The organism is Streptomyces sp. NPDC057623 (assembly GCF_042800355.1).
Taxonomy (GTDB): domain Bacteria; phylum Actinomycetota; class Actinomycetes; order Streptomycetales; family Streptomycetaceae; genus Streptomyces.
Genome location: NZ_JBHVGZ010000005.1, coordinates 40861 through 60317, shown reverse-complemented (window position 1 = coordinate 60317; position 19457 = coordinate 40861). Strand labels below are relative to the sequence as shown.

The 19457-nt window shown below is 71.9% G+C and carries 15 protein-coding genes, 1 tRNA gene and 1 pseudogene; 12 read left to right on the top strand and 5 right to left on the bottom strand.

Features of this window, described 5'->3' with window-relative positions; all coding sequences use genetic code 11:
- Positions 1 to 8 precede the first annotated feature (8 nt).
- Complete coding sequence (locus ACFU95_RS07435) at positions 9 to 1691, bottom strand: thiamine pyrophosphate-binding protein (RefSeq protein ID WP_383823091.1); 1683 nt, start codon at positions 1689 to 1691, stop codon at positions 9 to 11.
- Positions 1692 to 1836: 145 nt separating this feature from the next.
- Here ACFU95_RS07435 and sucC point away from each other — a divergent pair, with 145 nt between their 5' ends.
- From sucC to ACFU95_RS07415, 4 genes are all read left to right on the top strand, one after another.
- The gene (gene sucC, locus ACFU95_RS07430; RefSeq protein WP_383823088.1) at positions 1837 to 2970 is read left to right on the top strand and encodes an ADP-forming succinate--CoA ligase subunit beta; all 1134 of its coding nucleotides are present in this window, start codon (positions 1837 to 1839) and stop codon (positions 2968 to 2970) included.
- Between the two features lie 14 nt (positions 2971 to 2984).
- A complete protein-coding gene (gene sucD / locus ACFU95_RS07425) occupies positions 2985 to 3869 on the top strand; it encodes a succinate--CoA ligase subunit alpha (protein WP_383823086.1) in 885 nt (294 codons plus the stop codon).
- 243 nt (positions 3870 to 4112) lie between these two features.
- Positions 4113 to 5654, top strand: coding sequence for an aldehyde dehydrogenase family protein (locus ACFU95_RS07420; RefSeq protein WP_383823084.1), 1542 nt, complete (start codon positions 4113 to 4115; stop codon positions 5652 to 5654).
- Positions 5655 to 5884: 230 nt separating this feature from the next.
- A tRNA-Leu gene (locus ACFU95_RS07415) sits at positions 5885 to 5969 on the top strand.
- 114 nt (positions 5970 to 6083) lie between these two features.
- Here ACFU95_RS07415 and ACFU95_RS07410 read toward each other — a convergent pair.
- Entirely contained in the window at positions 6084 to 6911 is an 828-nt protein-coding gene (locus ACFU95_RS07410; RefSeq protein ID WP_383823083.1) for an SDR family oxidoreductase, read from the bottom strand.
- Positions 6912 to 6987: 76 nt separating this feature from the next.
- Between ACFU95_RS07410 and ACFU95_RS07405 the strand changes: the two genes are divergently transcribed.
- Positions 6988 to 7602, top strand: a complete 615-nt coding sequence (locus tag ACFU95_RS07405; RefSeq protein ID WP_383823080.1) for a TetR/AcrR family transcriptional regulator — start codon at positions 6988 to 6990, stop codon at positions 7600 to 7602.
- A 152-nt stretch (positions 7603 to 7754) separates the two neighbouring features.
- On the opposite strand, the pseudogene ACFU95_RS07400 reads toward ACFU95_RS07405, so the two are convergent.
- A pseudogene (locus ACFU95_RS07400) lies at positions 7755 to 8210 on the bottom strand (MarR family winged helix-turn-helix transcriptional regulator); the annotation flags it as partial.
- Between the two features lie 188 nt (positions 8211 to 8398).
- On the opposite strand from ACFU95_RS07400, the gene ACFU95_RS07395 reads away from it, so the two are divergent.
- From ACFU95_RS07395 to fusA, 3 genes are all read left to right on the top strand, one after another.
- A complete protein-coding gene (locus ACFU95_RS07395; protein ID WP_383823077.1) occupies positions 8399 to 9616 on the top strand; it encodes a cytochrome P450 in 1218 nt (405 codons plus the stop codon).
- Between the two features lie 43 nt (positions 9617 to 9659).
- Complete coding sequence (locus ACFU95_RS07390; protein ID WP_383823652.1) at positions 9660 to 9860, top strand: ferredoxin; 201 nt, start codon at positions 9660 to 9662, stop codon at positions 9858 to 9860.
- A gap of 467 nt (positions 9861 to 10327) precedes the next feature.
- Positions 10328 to 12412 (top strand): elongation factor G, encoded by a 2085-nt coding sequence (gene fusA, locus ACFU95_RS07385; RefSeq protein WP_383823074.1) that lies wholly within the window; start codon positions 10328 to 10330, stop codon positions 12410 to 12412.
- A gap of 270 nt (positions 12413 to 12682) precedes the next feature.
- Here the strand turns inward: fusA and ACFU95_RS07380 are convergent, their stop codons facing one another.
- Together ACFU95_RS07380 and ACFU95_RS07375 are read right to left on the bottom strand one after the other, a co-directional pair.
- Positions 12683 to 13075 carry an SCO5389 family protein gene (locus tag ACFU95_RS07380; protein WP_383823072.1) on the bottom strand — a complete coding sequence of 131 codons (393 nt, stop codon included), beginning with the start codon at positions 13073 to 13075 and terminating at the stop codon, positions 12683 to 12685.
- Positions 13076 to 13120: 45 nt separating this feature from the next.
- Complete coding sequence (locus ACFU95_RS07375; protein ID WP_383823649.1) at positions 13121 to 14080, bottom strand: AAA family ATPase; 960 nt, start codon at positions 14078 to 14080, stop codon at positions 13121 to 13123.
- 170 nt (positions 14081 to 14250) lie between these two features.
- Here ACFU95_RS07375 and ACFU95_RS07370 point away from each other — a divergent pair, with 170 nt between their 5' ends.
- From ACFU95_RS07370 to ACFU95_RS07355, 4 genes are read left to right on the top strand one after another with little or no spacing between them, the layout of a single operon-like run.
- The gene (locus tag ACFU95_RS07370) at positions 14251 to 14787 is read left to right on the top strand and encodes a GNAT family N-acetyltransferase (protein WP_383823069.1); all 537 of its coding nucleotides are present in this window, start codon (positions 14251 to 14253) and stop codon (positions 14785 to 14787) included.
- Positions 14788 to 14790: 3 nt separating this feature from the next.
- Positions 14791 to 16284, top strand: a complete 1494-nt coding sequence (locus tag ACFU95_RS07365) for an ABC transporter substrate-binding protein (RefSeq protein ID WP_383823066.1) — start codon at positions 14791 to 14793, stop codon at positions 16282 to 16284.
- 3 nt (positions 16285 to 16287) lie between these two features.
- Positions 16288 to 18084, top strand: a complete 1797-nt coding sequence (locus tag ACFU95_RS07360; protein ID WP_383823063.1) for an ABC transporter permease subunit — start codon at positions 16288 to 16290, stop codon at positions 18082 to 18084.
- Positions 18081 to 19316, top strand: a complete 1236-nt coding sequence (locus tag ACFU95_RS07355) for an MDR family MFS transporter (RefSeq protein WP_383823060.1) — start codon at positions 18081 to 18083, stop codon at positions 19314 to 19316. The genes ACFU95_RS07360 and ACFU95_RS07355 overlap by 4 nt, the downstream gene beginning before the upstream one ends.
- Positions 19317 to 19457: the final 141 nt, after the last annotated feature.

Below are 19457 nucleotides of genomic sequence, written 5' to 3'. Positions count from 1 at the left end.
GGGCCACCTCACTTGTACATGGTCTGGTTCATGGTTCCGGGGGCGTACGCGTCCGGGTCGACCCAGACGTTGATCAGCGACGGCTTCCCGGACTCGCGGGCGCGCCGCAGCGCGGGGCCGATGTCGGCGGGGTCACGGACCTCTTCGCCGTAACCGCCCAGCATCTGCGCGAACTTGTCGTAGTGGACGTCGCCGAGGGTGTTGCCGATCCGCTCGCGCTCCTGGCCGTACTTCTGGGCCTGGCCGTAGCGGATCTGGTTCATGGAGGAGTTGTTGCCGACGATGCCGACGAAGGGGAGGTTGTAGCGGACGAGCGTCTCGAAGTCCCAGCCGGTGAGGGAGAACGCGCCGTCGCCGAAGAGCGCGACGACCTCCTTGTCGGGCCGCGCCTGCTTGGCCGCGAGCACGAACGGCACCCCGACGCCGAGCGTGCCCAGCGGTCCCGGGTCCATCCAGTGCCCGGGCGACTTGGGCTGCACGACCTGACCGGAGAAGGTGACGATGTCGCCGCCGTCGCCGATGTAGATCGAGTCCTCGGTGAGGAAGTCGTTGATCTCGCTGACCAGCCGGTACGGGTGGATCGGAGAGGCGTCCGACCGCAGGCTCGGCAACCGCTTCTCCAGAGCGGTCTGCTCGGCGGCGCGCAGCTCGTCGAGCCACTCCTTGCGCCTCGACGCACCGCCGTTGACGCGCCCGGAGGCGGCCTCGGTCACCGACTTCAGCACCAGCCCGGCGTCGCCCACGATCCCGAGGTCGATGTCGCGGTTCTTGCCGACGGTGCGGTAGTCGAGGTCGATCTGCACGACGGTCGCGTCCGGGGAGAGCCGCTTGCCGTAGCCCATGCGGAAGTCGAAGGGTGTGCCGACGATGACGATGACGTCCGCGTTGGAGAAGGCGTACCGGCGTGACAGCTGGAAGTGGTGCGGGTCGCCGGGAGGGAGCGTGCCGCGGCCGGCGCCGTTCATGTAGGCGGGGATGTTGAGGGTGCGCACGAGCTCGATGGCCGCCTCGGTGCCGCGCGTCGTCCACACCTGGCTGCCGAGCAGGATGGCGGGCTTCTCCGCGTGGACCAGCAGGTCGGCGAGCTGCTCGATGGCCTCGGGGTCGCCGGGGGAGCGGGTGGAGGCGCGGTAGGCGCCCTCCTTGGGCACGCGCGCCCGGCTCACCGGCACCTTGGCGTCGAGGACGTCGCGTGGGATCTCCAGGAAGGAGGGACCGGGCGCGCCGTGATAGCACTCGCGGAACGCCATCGACACCATGTCCGCCGCGCGCGCCGTGTCCGGCACGGCCGCCGCGAACTTGGTGATCGGCGTCATCATGTCGACGTGGGGCAGGTCCTGGAGGGACCCCATCTTGTGCTGGGTGAGGGCTCCCTGGCCGCCGATGAGCAGCATCGGTGACTCGGCGCGGAAGGCGTTGGCGACACCGGTGACGGCGTCGGTGGTGCCGGGACCCGCGGTGACGACCGCGCAGCCGGGCTTGCCGGTGATGCGGGCGTAACCGTCGGCGGCGTGGGCGGCGACCTGCTCGTGACGGACGTCGACGACCTCGATGCCCTCGTCGACGCAGCCGTCGTAGATGTCGATGATGTGGCCGCCGCACAGGGTGTAGATGCGGTCGACCCCCTCGGCCTTCAGCGCCTTGGCAACGAGATGACCACCGGAAATGACGTCCTGGGTGTCGTCGGGCATGGCGAAGTCCTGTCCCTTCGTAGGGGGGTGGAACGGATGTCGCGGTACATTGCATACAGTCGACGAATACTGTATGAACCTTGTTATCCCGCATCCGGTGGGTGGTGTCCAGGGGGCGTGCGGCACTTTTGAGTCAGGAGCCGGAATGGACCTGTACGAACACCAGGCAAGGCAACTCTTCGAGGAACACGGCATCTTGGTGCCGCGGGCAGAGGTGACGGACTCACCCAAGGAAGCCCGCGAGATCGCGCGCCGGCTCGGCGGCCGGGTCGTGCTGAAGGCGCAGGTGAAGGTCGGTGGTCGGGGCAAGGCGGGCGGTGTGAAGCTCGCCGCCGACCCCGCGGCCGCCGAGATCACGGCACGCCAGATCCTCGGCATGGACATCAAGGGACACACCGTCGGCAAGGTGATGCTGGCCCAACCCGTCGACATCGAGACCGAGTTCTACGTGTCCTACGTGCTCGACCGTGCGGCGGGCGGCTTCCTCGCCATCGCCTCGGCCGAAGGCGGCATGGAGATCGAGGAGGTCGCCGCCAGTCGGCCCGAGGCTGTGGCCCGTATCCCCGTCGACCCGGCCGCGGGCGTCACCTCCGCGAAGGCGGGCGAGATCGCAGAGGCGGCGGGACTGCCGCCGCAGAGCGTCGACGTGCTGGTACGACTCTGGGAGGTGCTGGTTCGCGAGGACGCCCTGCTCGTCGAGGTCAACCCGCTCGTCCGCACCGCGCAGGGGCAGATCCTCGCCCTCGACGGCAAGGTCACCCTCGACGACAACGCCCGCTTCCGGCAGACGCGCTGGGGCGCCGACGGTGTGGAGCACGACGACGCTCTGGAGGCGGCGGCCGCCGCAAAGGGCCTCAACTACGTCAAGCTCGACGGCGAGGTCGGCATCATCGGCAACGGCGCCGGACTCGTCATGTCGACCCTCGACGTCGTCGCGGGCTGCGGCGCCCGGCCCGCCAACTTCCTCGACATCGGCGGCGGGGCGTCGGCCCAGATCATGGCCGACGGGCTGTCGGTCATCCTCTCCGACCCGGCCGTGAAGTCCGTCTTCGTCAACGTCTTCGGCGGGATCACCGCGTGCGACGCGGTAGCCGACGGCATCGTGCAGGCCCTGGACAGCGTGCAGTTGACCAAGCCGCTCGTCGTCCGCCTCGACGGCAACAACGCCGCCCGCGGGCGCGCCATCCTCGACGGCCGTGCCCATCCCCTGGTCCAGCAGGCCACCACCATGGACGGCGCCGCGCTGCGGGCCGCCCAACTCGCCGCCGCCACAGCCTGAGGAGACATGACGACATGGCCATCTACCTCACCAAGGAGAGCAAGGTCCTCGTCCAGGGCATGACCGGCGGCGAGGGCATGAAGCACACCCGGCGCATGCTCGCCGCGGGCACGAACGTCGTCGGCGGGGTCAACCCGCGCAAGGCGGGGCGCACCGTCGACTTCGACGACCGTGCCGTCCCCGTCTTCGGCTCGGTCGCCGACGGCATCCGGGCGACCGGCGCCGACGTGAGTGTCGTCTTCGTGCCGCCCGCCTTCGCCAGGGCGGCCGTCGTCGAGGCAGCCGACGCCGGCATCGGACTCGCCGTCGTGATCACGGAGGGCATCCCGGTCCACGACTCCGTCGCCTTCACCTCGTACGCGAAGGCGCGCGGCACCCGCGTCATCGGCCCCAACTGCCCCGGCCTGATCACCCCCGGCCAGTCCAACGCGGGCATCATCCCGCCCGACATCACCAAGCCCGGCCGCGTCGGGCTGGTCTCCAAGTCCGGCACGCTCACCTACCAACTGATGTACGAGCTCCGCGACATCGGCTTCTCCACCTGCGTCGGCATCGGCGGCGACCCTGTCGTCGGCACGACCCACATCGACTGCCTGGCCGCCTTCCAGGACGACCCCGACACCGAACTCATCGTCCTCATCGGCGAGATCGGCGGCGACGCGGAGGAGCGCGCGGCCGCGTACGTCCGCGACCACGTCACGAAGCCGGTCGTCGGCTACATCGCCGGGTTCACCGCACCCGAGGGCAAGACGATGGGCCACGCGGGAGCGATCGTGTCCGGCTCGTCCGGCACGGCAGCCGCGAAGAAGGAGGCGCTGGAGGCGGTCGGGGTACGGGTCGGCAGCACGCCCACCGAGACCGCGCGCCTGGTGCTGGACCGCCTGGGAGCCGCGGCGTGACATCACTCGTGGTGGAAGCGAGGTCAGGTTCAGCAGCCGCCGCTCCTCGCCGGCGCCCGCCCCAGCTATGAGCCCCAGCCATGCGCGTCCGCCATGCGCGTCCGCCTTGCGCCCCAGCCATGCGCGTCCGCCATGAGCCCAGCCATGCGCGTCCGCCCTGCACGACCACGACAGCCCTGTCCGAACCCCATCCACGTCCGCCATATATGACCGCCCCGACTGTGCACCGCGAGCGGAGACCTGATGGCAACCACCCTCACCCTCAAATCAGGCACGTCCTGGCCCGACGCCTGGCAGCGATGCCTCGCGGTCGCCCCGGAGGCATTCCGGGACGACCGTGTCCTCAACCTCTGGAACTCCGGCTGGCAGGCGGACGGCCGACCGCTGCCCGCCACCAGCCCCGTGGACGGAAGCCCGATCGCCGGCCCACCGCGCCTGGACCGGGCCACCGCCCACCAGGCCGTACGTGCCTCGCTCGACCAGCACCGCGCGTGGCGGCACATCCCGCTGGAGGAGCGCCGCGCCCGTGTCGCGGCCACGCTCGACGCCCTGACCCAGCACCGGAACCTGCTCGCACTGCTCCTCGTCTGGGAGATCGGCAAGCCGTGGCGGCTCGCGCAGGCGGACGTCGACCGGGCCATCGACGGTGTGCGCTGGTACGTCGACGGCATCGAACCGATGGTCGCGGGCCGTTCCCCCCTGGACGGTCCGGTGTCCAACGTGGCGAGCTGGAACTACCCGATGAGCGTGCTCGTTCACGCAGTGTTGGTACAGGCATTGGCAGGCAACGCGGTCATCGCCAAGACCCCGACCGATGGCGGTGTCGCCTGCTTGACCCTGGCCTGCGCGCTCGCCGCCCGCGAGGGAATTCCCGTCACCCTCGTCAGCGGCAGCGGAGGAGAGCTGTCGGAGGCGCTGGTGCGGGCGCCCGAGATCGGCTGCGTCTCCTTCGTCGGCGGCCGCGACACCGGCGCCGCGGTGGCCACGGCAGTCGCCGACCTCGGCAAACGGCACGTACTCGAACAGGAAGGACTCAACACCTGGGGCATCTGGAACTACACGGACTGGGACGCGCTCACGGCGGTCGTACCCAAGCTCTTCGACTACGGCAAACAACGCTGTACGGCGTACCCGCGCTTCGTCGTCCAGCGTGAGCTGTTCGACGAGTTCCTGGCGGCCTACCTCCCGGCGGTGCGCAGGCTCAGGGTCGGCCACCCTCTGGCGGTGGAGAAGGAGGACGACGCCTACCCGCGGCTGGACTTCGGGCCGGTGATCAACGCGGCCAAGGCGAAGGAACTCCACGACCAGGTCGCCGAGGCGATCGACCGCGGTGCCGTCCCGCTGCACCGGGGGCACCTGTCGGACACCCGCTTCCTGCCCGGCCAGGACACCTCGGCGTACGTCCAGCCGGTCACCCTGCTGAACCCGCCCCCGTCCTCACCGCTGCACCACGCGGAGCCGTTCGGCCCGGTCGACACGATCGTCCTGGTCGACACCGAGGCGGAACTGCTGGCGGCGATGAACGCGTCCAACGGCGCGCTGGTCGCCACCCTGTCCACGGACGACCGGGCTACCTACGACCGCCTGGCCCCGCAGATCCGTGCGTTCAAGGTCGGCCACGGCAGACCGCGCTCCCGTGGCGACCGCGACGAGCTGTTCGGCGGCTTCGGCGCGTCCTGGCGCGGGGCGTTCGTCGGCGGCGAGCTGCTGGTGCGCGCGGTGACCCAGGGGCCGGCGGGGGAGCGGTTGCCCGGGAACTTCCCGGACTACCACCTCATGCCGTGACGGGGACCGGTGGCGCCCCGCGCGGCTGCCACCGGCGCTCGCTCGACCTCACCCGTGGGTGACCCCGCGGTCACCTGCCGTGCCGCCCCCGGGCTGCCCGAGGGCACCCGGCCGCATGGCCCGCAGCGGCTCTCAGGTGCACGGATATGCAGGTGAAGGGCACTCCGAAACCTTGGTATTGTTGTCCACGTCGCCGCGGGGAACACCCCCGGCCAGGCGGCAGACACCTAGTCCGGGTGGCGGAATGGCAGACGCGCTAGCTTGAGGTGCTAGTGCCCTTTATCGGGCGTGGGGGTTCAAGTCCCCCCTCGGACACAGATGGTTACAGCTCATGCGGGCCGAGGTTTCCTCGGCCCGCATGAGCTGTTTTACGAGCCGCTGTATGGCGTTGGCGCGCGTCGAAGCTCGCCGATCATGCGGCAGGTCCGGTCAGGCGGCGCGGTTCGGTCGGTCGGTGTGCAGGGCGGCGACGACACCGCCGTCGACGAGCAGGTCGGTGCCGCTGATGAAGGCCGAGTCCGGGCCGAGCAAGAACGCGGCAGCGGCGGCGATGTCGGCCGGTGTGCCCAGCCGTCCGGCCGCGGAGGCGTCGACCATCGCGCGCATGGCGGTGCCGCTGTCGCCTGCCAGTTCCTGCTGCCCCATGGGGGTGGAGATGACGCCGGGGCTGATCGAGTTGATACGGGCACCGCGCCTGCCCCACGCCACCGCGGCCGCCTGGACACGCAGGTGGTTGGCGCGTTTGGCGAGGCCGTAGCCGACGGCGCCCGATGCCACCTGGGTGAGGAACGGCAGATCGAGCAGTTCGTCGGCGGGAGTGTGGGCGAGCGCCCGCTCCTGCTCGGCATCGAGGGGAGGCGTCAGATGGCCGGCCATGCTGGAGAGGACGACGCCTGCCCCGCCGTGGGCGACGACCCGTCCGAACTCCTCCAGGGTCAGGGCCACGCCGAGCAGATCGACGGCGAGGATCGCGGCGACGGGTGCTTGCGCCGGGGAGAGTCCCGCGGTGTGAACGATCTCGGTGACGTCACCCAGTTCCGCCGCCCGTTCGGCGAGGTCGGCCACCGATGAACGGGAGGAGACGTCGACCGGCGAGGTGACGACGTCGTATCCCTCGCCGAGCAGCGCCTCGGCCGCGGTGCTCAGCACCCTCTCGTCGAAGTCGGCGAGCAGCACCTTCTTGCCCGCACCCTGACGCCGGGCCATGCTCTGCCCCATTCCGCCCACACCGATGACGACCAGAGTGTTGACGCCCATGTGGTGCCTCCTCAAGCTGATTACGTTACGAACCGTTCCGTAATTGAATGCTATACCCGGGCCCTACGATGGGGGCATGGGAGAGGTACGTCGACGAGGTCGGCCCCGCAGTGCGACCGCTGACCAGGCCATCCTCGAAGCGACGCGGGAGTTGCTCGTCGAGAACGGCTACGCCGGGTTGTCCATGGAAGGGGTGGCCGCGCGGACCGGAGTGGGCAAGCCGACCGTTTACCGGCGTTGGCCCTCCAAAGGCGCCCTCGTCGCCGAAGCGGTCAACCACGGTTTCCTGAGCGCGACGCCCGGACACGGCGTCGGCCTGCCCGACACCGGCGACATCGAGGACGATCTCCGCGAGTGGGTGCGCGGGTACGCGCTGCTGGCCGCGGACCCCCGCCACACCCCTCTCGTCCTGGCCCTGACCGCTGCCGCGGCGGAGAGTCCGCAGGACGCCGAGGTCCTCTACCGGCACCTCACCGGCCCGCGGCACGAAGCACTGGTGGAGCGGCTGCGGCGCGCTGTGGAGGCCGGTCAGGTGGGCGCGGACGCAGACCTCGACGCCGTTGCCGACGCTGTCACCGGCGCTCTCCTCTATCAGCTTCTGACCGGAAACGCCGCGGCGTCGGAGCGGCGGGCCGCGGCGCTGGTCGACATCCTCCTCGGCGGGCTTCGCCCCACCTCTGGCGGAGCCTGACTCTGTTGTCAGTGCCTGCCGTCTTCAGCTGGCCGATCCGACTCATCCGACTCATCCAACTCATCCGACACGTTCGACCCATCTGACGCGTCCGACTCGGTCGACTCGTCCGAGCCGCTCGAGGCGCCCAAGCTGTCCGAATCGCCCGCGCCCCTCGGCCAAGGCCGCCCGGTGATCCGCTCGATGTCGGTGTTGAACTGCCGTAGGTCGGCGATGAAGCGGTCCAGGCGCTCGGGTGTCCAGTCGGCCACGACGGTGGACAGACCGGTGACGATTCCCTCGCGTTGTTCGGAGAGGAGTCTGAGGCCCTCCTCGGTGATCCGGAGCTTGCGGGCCACTCCGCCGGCCGGGTCGAGGGTCCGCTCCACCAGGCCGTTGCGCAGGAGGGCCGAGGTCTGGCGGGTGAACGTCGACGCCGCGAGTCCGAAGGCCTCGACGAAGTCGGGGATGGACATCGGCCCCTGGGTCTCCAGCCTGGTGAGGAGTACGTAGGCGCTCTGGTCCAGCGGGTCTCCGCCGCGTGGGCCCCGGGGGGCCCGCATCTCCTTGTGGCGGGTGAGGATCAGCAGCTCTCGCTCGATGCGCTCCGCCGCCTCTCGGGTGCCCATGCCGCTCTCCTCCCCGGCCGCATGGCCAAGTCCCCAGGTCCGCGAGCCCCCAGCCTACGGTGGGATTGCGCCATCCCTGGAAAGTGCATCATGCACTCTTGATGCATGATGCACCAGCCGCGTAACGTGCCGTGCGGTGAACGCTTCTCCGTCGCTCACCCACCTCCCCCCATGCAAGGTGATGCCAGATGCGCGAGAACGACCTGCTTCGGCTGCCACTGCCCAGCGACAACCCCTTGGAGCCGCCGGCCGAATGGGAGCAACTGCGCCGCCGGTGCCCGGTGACCACCGTTGACCTCCCCAGCGGCGACAAAGCGGCCTATCTGACCCGCTACGACGACGTGAAGGCCCTGCTGTCCGACGCCCGTTTCGTCCGCCCGACCGCCGAGGACGTGGGCGCCGCCCGGATCGCCCCCGAAGGAGCCGGCGGTCCCGCCGCCGACGGAAGTACGACCCTGGCCATGCCCGACCGGGGTGAGCCGCACCTGCGGTGGCGACGGCAGGTGGGCAAGTACTTCACCGCCAAGCGCATGACGGCCCTGCGCCCCGGCATGGTGCGGACCGCCGAGGGCCTCGTCGACGACATGGTCCGCGGCGGACAGCCCGCGGATCTCAAGGCCGGCCTCGGCTTCCCGCTGCCCGTCTACGTCATCTGCGACATCCTGGGCGTCCCGGCCGGCGACCGGGACCGTTTCTCACACTGGTCCGACGCCTTCCTCAACGTCAGCCGCTTCACCGGCGACCAGACCCGGGCGGCGTTCGCCGAATTCGCCGAGTACATGTCCGCGCACATCGCCGTGACGCGCGCCGAGCCCGGCGAGGATCTGATCAGCATGGTGATCCGGGAGAGCGAGGAGGAGGGACAGGGGCTGACCGACGACGAGCTGCTCGGTACCGCCATGGGGCTCCTGGTCGCCGGGCACGAGACCACCGCGAACATGATCGGCAAGATGGTCGCGATGCTGCTCGCCGACCGCACCCGGTGGGAGCGGCTGCTCGCCGACCCCACCCTGGTGCGTACCGCGGTCGACGAGGCGCTGCGCTTCGACGCCAACCTCGGCTTCGGCATCCGGCGTTATCTCACCGAGGACGTGGAGGTCGACGGCGAGCTGCTGCCTAGCGGCACCACCGTCGTGTGCAGCATGCCCGCGGCCAACCGGGACGAGCGGGTCTTCACCGACGCGGACGACATGGTGTTGTCCCGCTCCCCGAATCCCCACCTCACCTTCGGCGCGGGCCCGCACTCCTGCCTCGGGCAGAGCCTGGCCCGCACCGAACTCCAGGTCACCCTGGAGGTTCTCCTGCGTAAGCTGCCGGACCTTCGACTGGACGTGCCCGTCGACGAGTTGAAGCGAGTGGAAGGTCTCCTCGTCGGGGGACTGCGCACGGTGCCCGTGCGCTGGTGACGACCCCCGCCAGGCTCCTCCTCAGGAAAGAAAGGCCATGTCCGTGAAAGTCACCGTGGACGAGGGCCGCTGCTGCGGCGCCGGCCAGTGTGTGCTGATCGCACCCGACGTCTTCGACCAACGCGACGACGACGGCATCGTCACCCTCCTCGCCCCCAACCCCGCCGCTGAACTGCACACCGTCACGCGCGAGGCGGCCGCGGTCTGCCCCGCGGCCGCCATCGACATCGACGACGAGGCGTAGCGGCCCGCGGGCCCGGCACCAGCGGCAGCGCCGGCAGCGCCGGCGGGAAAAAATCGCGTGCTTCGAACCGGCCCGGCTCCCTACACTCACGACGGAATCGCGCGCCGCCCACCATTCGGCGGCGCGTCGTCGTGACCAGTCGAGGGGAGCCGGGCCGTGCGTGACCGCACCGCTGTCGTCGTCTCCCCCTCCCGGTACGTGGTGATCCTCGTGTCCTCGTCCGCCCGGTGCCCGCTGCGCGGCCGGCACCGGATGCCTGTGACGAACGTCTGAGAGCGCCCGAGTACGTAAGAAAGCCCCCAGCACGTCCCCAGGACGTTCCTGGTACGTCTCTTACGTCAACACGCCTGCCATGAACCCCTGCTGACGGGGCGACAGGCCTTGCTCGTGTGCGCCTGCGTGTCGTCCGGGAATCGCGCTGACCCGCTTCCGAGTCCGATTCCGGATCATCCGAAAGGCCAAGGGCCGTGCGCACCGACCTCAACACCCTCGCCGTCGTCCGCAACCTGGGCATCCTCGCCCATGTCGACGCCGGCAAGACCACCGTCACCGAGCGGATCCTGTACGCCACCGGGACCACCCACAAGCGGGGCGAGGTCCACGACGGTACGACCGTCACCGACTTCGACCCGCAGGAGCGTGATCGCGGCATCACCATCTTCGCCGCGGCCGTCAGCTGCGCCTGGGACGGTCACCGGATCAACCTCATCGACACGCCCGGGCACGTCGACTTCGCCGACGAGGTGGAGCGTTCGCTGCGCGTCCTGGACGGCGCGGTCGCCGTCTTCGACGCCGTCGCGGGCGTCGAGCCGCAGAGCGAGTCGGTGTGGCGGCAGGCCGATCGGCACGGTGTGCCGAGGATCGCCTTCGTCAACAAGCTGGACCGCGCCGGGGCCGACCTCGACACTGCGGTCGCCTCGATCCGGGAACGGCTGCATCCGGCGCCGCTGGTCGTGCAGTTGCCCATCGGCGCGGAGGACGGGTTCCGCGGCGTCGTGGACCTCGTACGGATGCGGGCGCTGGTGTGGGCCGACGGTGCCGACACCGTCGTAGACGAAGAAGTGCCCGGGGAACTGCGGGAGGAGGCGCTGCGGCGTCGGCGGCTGTTGGAGGAGGCGGTGGCCGAACTGCATGCCGGCGCGTTGGACGAGTTCTGCGCGCGGTCGGCGCTCTCGCCGCGGACCCTGGTCGCCGCCCTGCGTGAGGTGACGCGCAGTGGTGACGGTCTGGTCGTGCTGTGCGGCTCGGCGTACCGCAACCGCGGTGTCGAGCCGTTGCTCGACGCGGTCGTGGCGTATCTGCCGTCGCCGCTGGACGTACCGGCCGTACGCGGGCTGCGCGACGACGTCGAGGAGGAGCGGCCCGCCGATCCGGCGGCGCCGTTCGTGGCGCTGGCGTTCAAGGTGAGCGCGACCTCGACCGGGCGGTTGACCTACCTGCGGGTGTACTCGGGAACGATCGAGAAGGGAGGCGTCGTGCTCGACGCGGGCATGCGGCGCACCGAGCGGATCGGGCGGATCCTGCGGGTCCAGGCCGACCGGCACGCCCACGTGGACCGGGCGGTCGCCGGGGACATCGTGGCGGTGGTCGGCCTGAAGTCGGCCCGCGCGGGCTCCACCCTCTGCACGCCGGACGCCCCGCTCGTCCTCGAACCGCCCGGCGTGGCCGAGCCGGTGGTGTCCGTGGCGGTCGAGGCCCGCAGGTCCACCGACACCGACCGGCTGGCCTCCGCACTGGCACGGTTGGTGGACGAGGACCCCTCGCTGGTCGTGCGGACCGACGCCGAGACCGGCCAGACGGTGCTGTCGGGCATGGGCGAACTGCATCTGGAGGTCGCGGTGGAGAAGATCCGGCGGGACCTCGGGCTGGACGTCAATGTCGGCCGCCCCCGTGTGGCCTACCGCGAGACGGTCGGCCGCGGGGTGTCCGGCCTCGTCTTCCGGCACGTCAAACAGGACGGCGGGGCAGGGCAGTTCGCGCATGTCGTCCTCGACGTCGAGCCGCTGGAGACCGAGTCCGGTTTCGAGTTCCGCTCGGCCGTCGTCGGCGGTCGTGTGCCGCAGGAGTACGTCCGCGCCGTCGAGGCCGGCTGCCGGGATGCCCTCGCCCAGGGCCCGCTCGGCGGCCACCCGGTGACCGGACTGCGTGTCACGCTCACCGACGGGTCGACCCATGTGAAGGACTCCTCCGACACGGCGTTCCGTACGGCCGGCCGACTCGGCCTCCGTGATGCCCTGCGCGTGTGCGCGATGGTCCTCCTGGAGCCGGTCGTCGAGGTCACGGTCACCGTGCCGGACGACGCCGTCGGCGCAGTCCTCGGCGACCTGGCGGCTCGGCGCGGCCGGGTCACCGGGTCCGTCACCCGGATGGGCGCGGCCGTCGTGACGGCGACCGTGCCGCTGGCTGAACTGTTCGGCTACGCAACGCGGTTGCGCAGCCGGACACAGGGCCGCGGCACGTTCACGGCCCGTCCGACCGGATACGCACCGGCACCAGCGTCGGTAACGGCATCGGCATCGGCGTCCGCGTCGGTGGCAACGGCGGCGCGGTAGGCGACAGTGGGCTCCGTCCCCTCGACGGACGGAGCCCACGTCTCGGCGCACCGAGCCCACGCCGCTCCCGTCCGTCCGGGTTCAGGAAGGGAACATCGCGGGTGTCCACGCGGCCACCGACCGCCCCGAGGACGAGGCAGCGGCCCGCCGCGCAGCACCTCGCGGCCTGCGCCTCCGCCGCCCGCAAGGCGCCCCGCCGGCGGGGCGCTTCGCGTGGTCGCTGCCGGTCGACTTCGAGTGGGCCCGCGGGTCGCGCGTACGGCCTGACGGTCAGCAGTCCCGGAACTCCGGCGACTGGTTCAGCACCTGCGACCGCACCGACGTGAACCGCGCGTATGTCGAGCCGTCGCGGCCCTCCGGGCGGAACGCCGCCACGCGGTGGCAGTTCTGGAAGGCGAGGGCCACGCCGAAGTGCCGTTCCAGGCTGCCGCGGATCGCGTCGCTGGCGAGGGCGCGCAGGAGCTGGCCGCGTTCCTTCTCGGACGGGGGAGGGGTCTGGTTGTCCGTGAACTCGGCTGTGCCGTCTCGTAGTTCGGCCGCGAGGGAGGCGATCAGGTCGTAGGCGTAGGGCAGCGAGGTGCGGACCGTGGCCACGAAGTCCTCCTCGCGGATGTCACCGTGTTCGGCTTCGGCGAGGAGCTTGGGGGAGACGTCGAGAGACATGCGGGGGTACCTGTCCAGTGATCGGAGGGGAAGTGGGTGGGGTGGTCAGGCCAGTGCGGCCGGGCCCGGCACGAAGTCCGGGTCCACCTGGGCTGCCAGGTCACCGCCCGTCCGGTCGTCCGCCCAGGCGCGGGCGTTGCGCAGGTGGAACTCGACGGCGTGGCGGTGGGTGGTGGGCCAGTCCTTGGGGCGGGCGTCGACCGCCTCGCGCAGGACGTTCAGGGCGTGGACGTTGTGGGACTCCAGCTCGCCCTGCTCCCGGCCCTGTTCGGCCGCACGGACCCAGGGGGAGTGGACCAGGTGGGTGAGGAGGTCGTCGCCGACCTCCTCCTTCAGGAAGAGCAGGTCGTCCTCGCCCGTCACCTTGTTGCCGACGACCGCGATGCGGATGCCGAACTCCCGGGCGTGGTCGCGGTACTGGCGGTAGACCGAGACGCCCTTGCGGGTGGGTTCCGCCACCAGGAACGTGATGTCGAAGCGGGTGAACAGGCCCGACGCGAACGCGTCCGCGCCCGCCGTCATGTCGACCACCACGTACTCGCCGGGGCCGTCGACCAGGTGGCCGAGGTAGAGCTCGACCCCGCCGAGCTTGGAGTGGTAGCACGCCACCCCGAGGTCGCTCTCGTCGAACTCGCCCGTGACCATCAGGGGGACGTCCACGCCCTGGGCGTTCACGCGCCGGACGTGCCGCGCGTGCAGTTCGTCGTCGCCGAGCAGGCTCAGCAGGCGGGAGCCGCTGCCGGGCGGGGTGGTCTTGATCATGGCGTCCGCGGAGGGGATGCGCGGGTTGGAGCCGCGCAGGAACTCCTTGATGTCCCGCACGTGGGCGCCGAGCGGCGGGGTGTCCAGGGCTTCCCCGTCATGGCCCAGTGCCTCGGCGAGATGCTGGTTGATGTCGCCGTCGATGGCCAGCACGGGCGCGCCGGAGCGTGCCAGGTGGCGGGAGAAGAGCGCCGACAGGGTGGTCTTGCCGCTGCCGCCCTTGCCGACGAACGCGATGCGCATCAGCGGCACGTCGCTTTCGCCACCAGGGTATCCTTTTTGAAAATGGATGTCATGTGGCAAGGTTGAAGGTGATCTTCGATCGGTGTCAAATCGCTTGAGCCGTAAGGGGGTTGCGCGACAGGGTGGGGCGGGCGGAAAGCCCTTTCGGGCTTGATGCATATGATGTGCAAGTGCACGACTACAGCATCAGGGCGGCGAGCCCGGACGACCTCGACGGTGCGCGAGCCCTGATGCTCGACACCGTCTACCACGACTTCGGCACCGGCTACGTACCGCGCTGGCACGCGGACATCATCGACCCGGCCGCCGCCTACCTCGCCCCGCTCCGCCACACCCTCCTCGTCGCGCTCGACCCGCGCGACAACGGTGTCGTCGCCACCGCCGCCCTGGACTCCCGCGGCCCGGCCCACCCGCCGAACCCACGCGACCTCGCCGAGCGCTACCCCTGCGGTGCGACCGCGCAGCTGCGCCGCGTCTACGTCCGCCCCGAGCACCGCAGGCGCGGCCTCGCCGCACGGCTGGTCGACGAACTGCTCGCCTTCGCGGCGGCGGACGGCGGCTACCGCGCCGTCTATCTGCACACCGACCCGCGGGTGCCCGGCGCCGAGTCCTTCTGGCGCTCGCGCGGCAAGGTCGTGCACGACGAGCGCGTGGACCCCGACGGCGCCTTCGGCGTCGTCCACTTCGAGATACCGATGGAGCGCTAGACCGTGCGACGCCGACTCCGCCCGATCCTCGCCCTGGCGCTGGCCCCGGTCCTCGCCGGCTGCTTCGCCTCGGGCGGCGGAACCGACTCCGCCGACGGCGCCGACGCGGGCTCCCGCCTGCGCGTCGCCCTCGCCTTCCCGCCCGCCGAGAACCTCTCGCCGTACGGTGCCGACGCCACCATCCTCAGCCGCCTCGGCGTCACCGAGGGCCTGACCGCGCTGGACGCCAACGGCGCCGCGGCCCCCGCCCTCGCCGCCTCCTGGCGCCAGGAGAACGACCGCACCTGGCTGTTCACCCTGCGTGAGGCCACCTTCCAGGACGGCTCCGCCGTCACCCCGGCCGCGGTGTCCACCGCACTCACCCACGCCGCGCAGGCCAAGCCCGTCCCCGCCGCCCTCTCCGGCGTCACGTTCACCGCGAAGGCCGACGGCGGCACCGGCGTACGGATCACCACCAAGGCCCCCGACCCGGTCCTGCCCCTGCGTCTGTCCAGCCCGTCCCTCGCCGTCCTCTCCGGCAAGGCGTACGGCGAGAAGGGCAAGGCCGACCCGGTCGGCACCGCCACCGGCCCCTTCGAGCTCACCAAGGTCCTCGGCTCCACGGCCGCCACCCTCGACCGCTACGACGACTACTGGGGCGGCCGCGCCCAGGCCCCCGGCATCGACGTCAAGTTCGTCGCCGACGGCACCGCACGCGCGAGCGCCCTGCGCACCGGCCAGGTCGACCTCGCCGAGGCGATCCCCGTGGCCCAGGCCGCCACTCTCGACAAGGCCACCCGCGAGGCGACCGCGACGACCCGCACCACGAGCCTGCTCCTCAACACCGACAAGGGCGCCTTCAAGGACGCCGCGCTCCGGGCCGCCGCCCGCGAGGCCGTCGACACCTCCGCCCTCGCCAAGGGCGTCTACGAGGGATACGCCGACCCCGGCGCCGGAATCTACGGGCCCGCCGTCACCTGGGCCGCCGGCAAGCGGACCGAGCCGGTCGGACGCGCGAAGGCGGGCAAGCCCGACGGAACGCGCATCACGCTCGCCACGTACGACAACCGCCCCGAGCTCCCGGAGGTCGCCCAGGTGCTGAAGCAGCAGCTGGAGGACGCCGGTTTCGAGGTCACGCTGGAGGTGCGCGAGTACTCGCGGCTGGAGAGCGACGCGCTGGACGGCGAGTTCGACGCGTTCGTCGGCGCCCGCAACAGCCTCGTCGACACCGGAGACCCCGTAGGCGTCCTCGCCAGCGACTACACCTGCGACGGCAGCTACAACCTGGCCCTGCTCTGCGACAAGGACGTCGACCGGGCCGTGGCCAAGGCCGCGGACCTCGCCGACACCGCCGAGCGGCAGGACGCGGCGATGGCCGCCGAGGCCCGGATCCTCGGCACCGACGCTGTCGTACCCCTGGTCCACCAGCGCATCATCACCGGCGTCGGCAACTCCGTGCGCGGCGCGCTCCTCGACCCGTACGAGCGCACCCTCGTCGGCACAGGCACCCGGCGCTGACCCGTGCGACGCCAGGCAGGCACGCTCCTTTGGCGTGCGGGGATCGCGGCCGCCCTGGTGTGCGCCATCGGCGTACTGCCCTGGCTCACGCACACCGACCCGGCGCGCACCGTGCTCAAGGCACGGTCGGCGGACCGCGACCCCACCCCCGAGGTGCTGGCCGACATCCGCGCCCAACTCGGCCTGGACGAGGGCCCCTCGCACCTGCTCGGCCAGTGGCTGGCCGGGCTCTGGCGCGGGGACGCCGGCCGGTCGTGGATCTCCGGCAGTGAGGTCACGCCCGCCGTGCTCCAGGCCCTCGGCGTCTCCCTGCTGCTGATGACGGTGGCTCTCGTGGTCGCCGCCGTCACCGCGGCGCTGATCTGCGCCCGCACCCTGTGGCTCGGCGCCCACCGCCGACTCGACGGACGGCGGGCCGCGGGCACCGGCTCCGCCGTCCTCGCAGCCCTCCCCGAGTTCCTCACCGCGTCCGTACTCGCCACCGTCGTCGGCGTCCAACTCGGCTGGCTCCCGGCCCTCGGCTGGTACGGCCCCCAGTGGACGGTCCTGCCCGCCCTCGCCCTCGGCCTGCCCGCCGGGGCCGTGCTCGGCCGGCTCCTCGACGACCTGCTGCCCGGCGCCTTCGCCGAGCCCTGGGCGCTGGCCGCCACGGCACGCGGACTGCCCGGCCGCACCGTCGCCCGCCAGGCCCTGCGCCGCAGCCTGCCCGGGCTGCTCCCCAACACCGGCCTGTTCGTCGTCGGACTGACCGGCGGATCGGTCACCGTCGAGCAGATCTTCGACATCCCCGGCCTGGGCCGCACCACCCTCCAGGCCGCCCTCGCCCAGGACCTGCCCGTCCTCCAGGCCGGCACCCTCGCCCTCGTCCTGCTCGCCGCGGCGGCCGCCGGGCTGGCCCACCCCCTCGCCCGTCTGCTGATCGGCCCGGCCCTGCGCGACGGCGCGCTTCCGTCCCTGCACCGGCCGACACCGCCCGCCCGCACGGCCTTGCCGTTCATCTACGCCGCTCTGCTCGTCGCCGTCATCGCCCTCGGCCTGCCCCGCGACCCGCTGGCCCTCGACACCACCGAACGCCTCGCCGCCCCGTCCCCGTCCCACCCCTTCGGCACCGACGCCCTGGGCAGGGACGTCCTCGCCCGCGTCGGCCACGGCGCCCTCGACACCCTGCTGCTCGCCTTCGCGATCACCGCCGCCACCCTGCTCGTCGGCCTGGCGCTCGGCCTGCTGCCCCGGCTCTCCGGCCCGCTCGTCGACACCGTCACCGCGCTGCCGCCGGTCCTCGTCGCGCTGCTCGTCACCGCGGTCGTCGGCAGCGGAAGCGCCACGCCCGCGCTCGCCGTGGCCACCGTCGCCTGGGCGCCGCTCGCCGCCCACACCTCCGCACTGCTCCGGCAGGAACGCGCCGCGCTGCACCTGACCGCCACCCGAGCCCTGGGCGCCGGCCCCTGGTACCTGCTGCGCCACGAACTCCTCCCCGCCGTGGTGCCGCCCGTCACCCGCCACGCCCTGCTCCGGCTGCCCGGCGTCGCCCTCGCGCTCGCCTCACTGGCCTTCCTCGGACTGGGCGCCCAGCCACCCTCCCCGGAGTGGGGCCTGCTCCTCGCCGAGAACCAGCCCTACGCCGAGCGCGCCCCCTGGGCGGTCCTCGCCCCCGCCGCCGTACTCGCCCTGCTGGGCGCGCTGGCGGTGACGGCGGCGGGCGGTGTGCGGGGCGGGCGGCGACGGCGCGGCGGCCCCGAGCCCGTTCCGCCGCGGCCCGAACACCGGTCACGGGCCAGGGAGTTGGTGAACACCGGATGACCTCACTCGTGTCGCGCGTGGCGGCGCGCTGCCGCAGGGCGCCGGACCGCCCGCGCCTCTCTCCCCTCCTGCGCCTCCTGATCCTCACCCAACTCGCCTTCAACATCGGCTTCTTCGCCGTCCTGCCCTTCCTCTCGGAGCACCTGGGACAGGCCGTCGGCATGGCGGGCTGGCTGGTCGGGTTCGTGCTGGGGCTGCGGACCTTCAGCCAGCAGGGCCTGTTCGTGGTGGGCGGGGCGCTGGCCGACCGGTACGGCATACGGCCGGTCGTGCTCGTGGGCTGCGTGCTGCGCGTCGCCGGATTCGCGTGGCTCGGGTACGCGCAGCAGACCTGGGCGGTCATAGGGGCGGTGCTGCTGATCGGGTTCGCCGCCGCCCTGTTCTCACCCGCCGTGGAGTCAGAGGTCGCCCGGCAGGCGGTGCTGTGGGAGGAGTCGGGAGCCGGTTCCCGCACCCGCGTCCTCGCGCTGCTGACCGTGGCCGGACAAGCGGGCGCGTTCGTCGGACCGCTGCTCGGGGCACTCCTGCTCTCGGTGGACTTCCGTACGGTCTGCCTCGCGGGCGCCGGAATCTTCGTCCTCGTCCTCGCCGGGCACGCATGGCTGCTGCCGCAGCACATACCCGGGCGGGGAGGCGTCCGGTTCCGCGGCGGCACGGGGAAGCTGCTGCGCAACCGTCGCTTCCTCGCCCTGTGCTGCGCGTACGGCGCCTATCTGCTCGCCTACAACCAGCTCTATCTCGCCCTCCCCGACGAGGTGGAGCGCGCCACCGGCTCCCAGGCGCCGCTGGCCTGGCTGTTCGCCCTGTCCTCGCTGCTGGTGGTGACGGCCCAGCTGCCGGTCACCCGCTGGCTGGGGGAGCGGCTCACTCTGCGCCGGTCCATGGTGGCCGGACTGCTGCTGATCGCGGCGGGGTTCGCGGTCGTGGGCGCCGCGCGGCCCGCCGGCTGGACGGGCACGGCGGGGCTGGTGCCCGCGGCCGGCTTCGTCGTCCTGCTCACCCTCGGCCAGATGCTCGTCGCGCCGGTCGCCCGCGCCTGGGTCCCCGACCTCGCCGAGGAGGGGCGACTCGGTCTCTACACCGGCGCGTTGTCCTCCGTGTCGGGCCTGATCGTCCTGATCGGCAGCTCGGCGACGGGGACCCTTCTGGACACCGGTCTGCCCGCCGCCGTTCCCTGGCTGGTGCTGGCGGCCGTACCGCTCGCTGCGATCGGTTTGCTGCCGCGCCGGTAGGGAACGACTTTCCTCGCCCCCGCCGCCCCTACCCGTCCCATCCCCAGGGGCTCCGCCCCTTCGACCCCGCCAGGGGGCTCCGCCCCCTGGACCCCCGTCGGCCTGAACGGCCTCGTCCTCAAACGCCGGACGGGCTGAGAG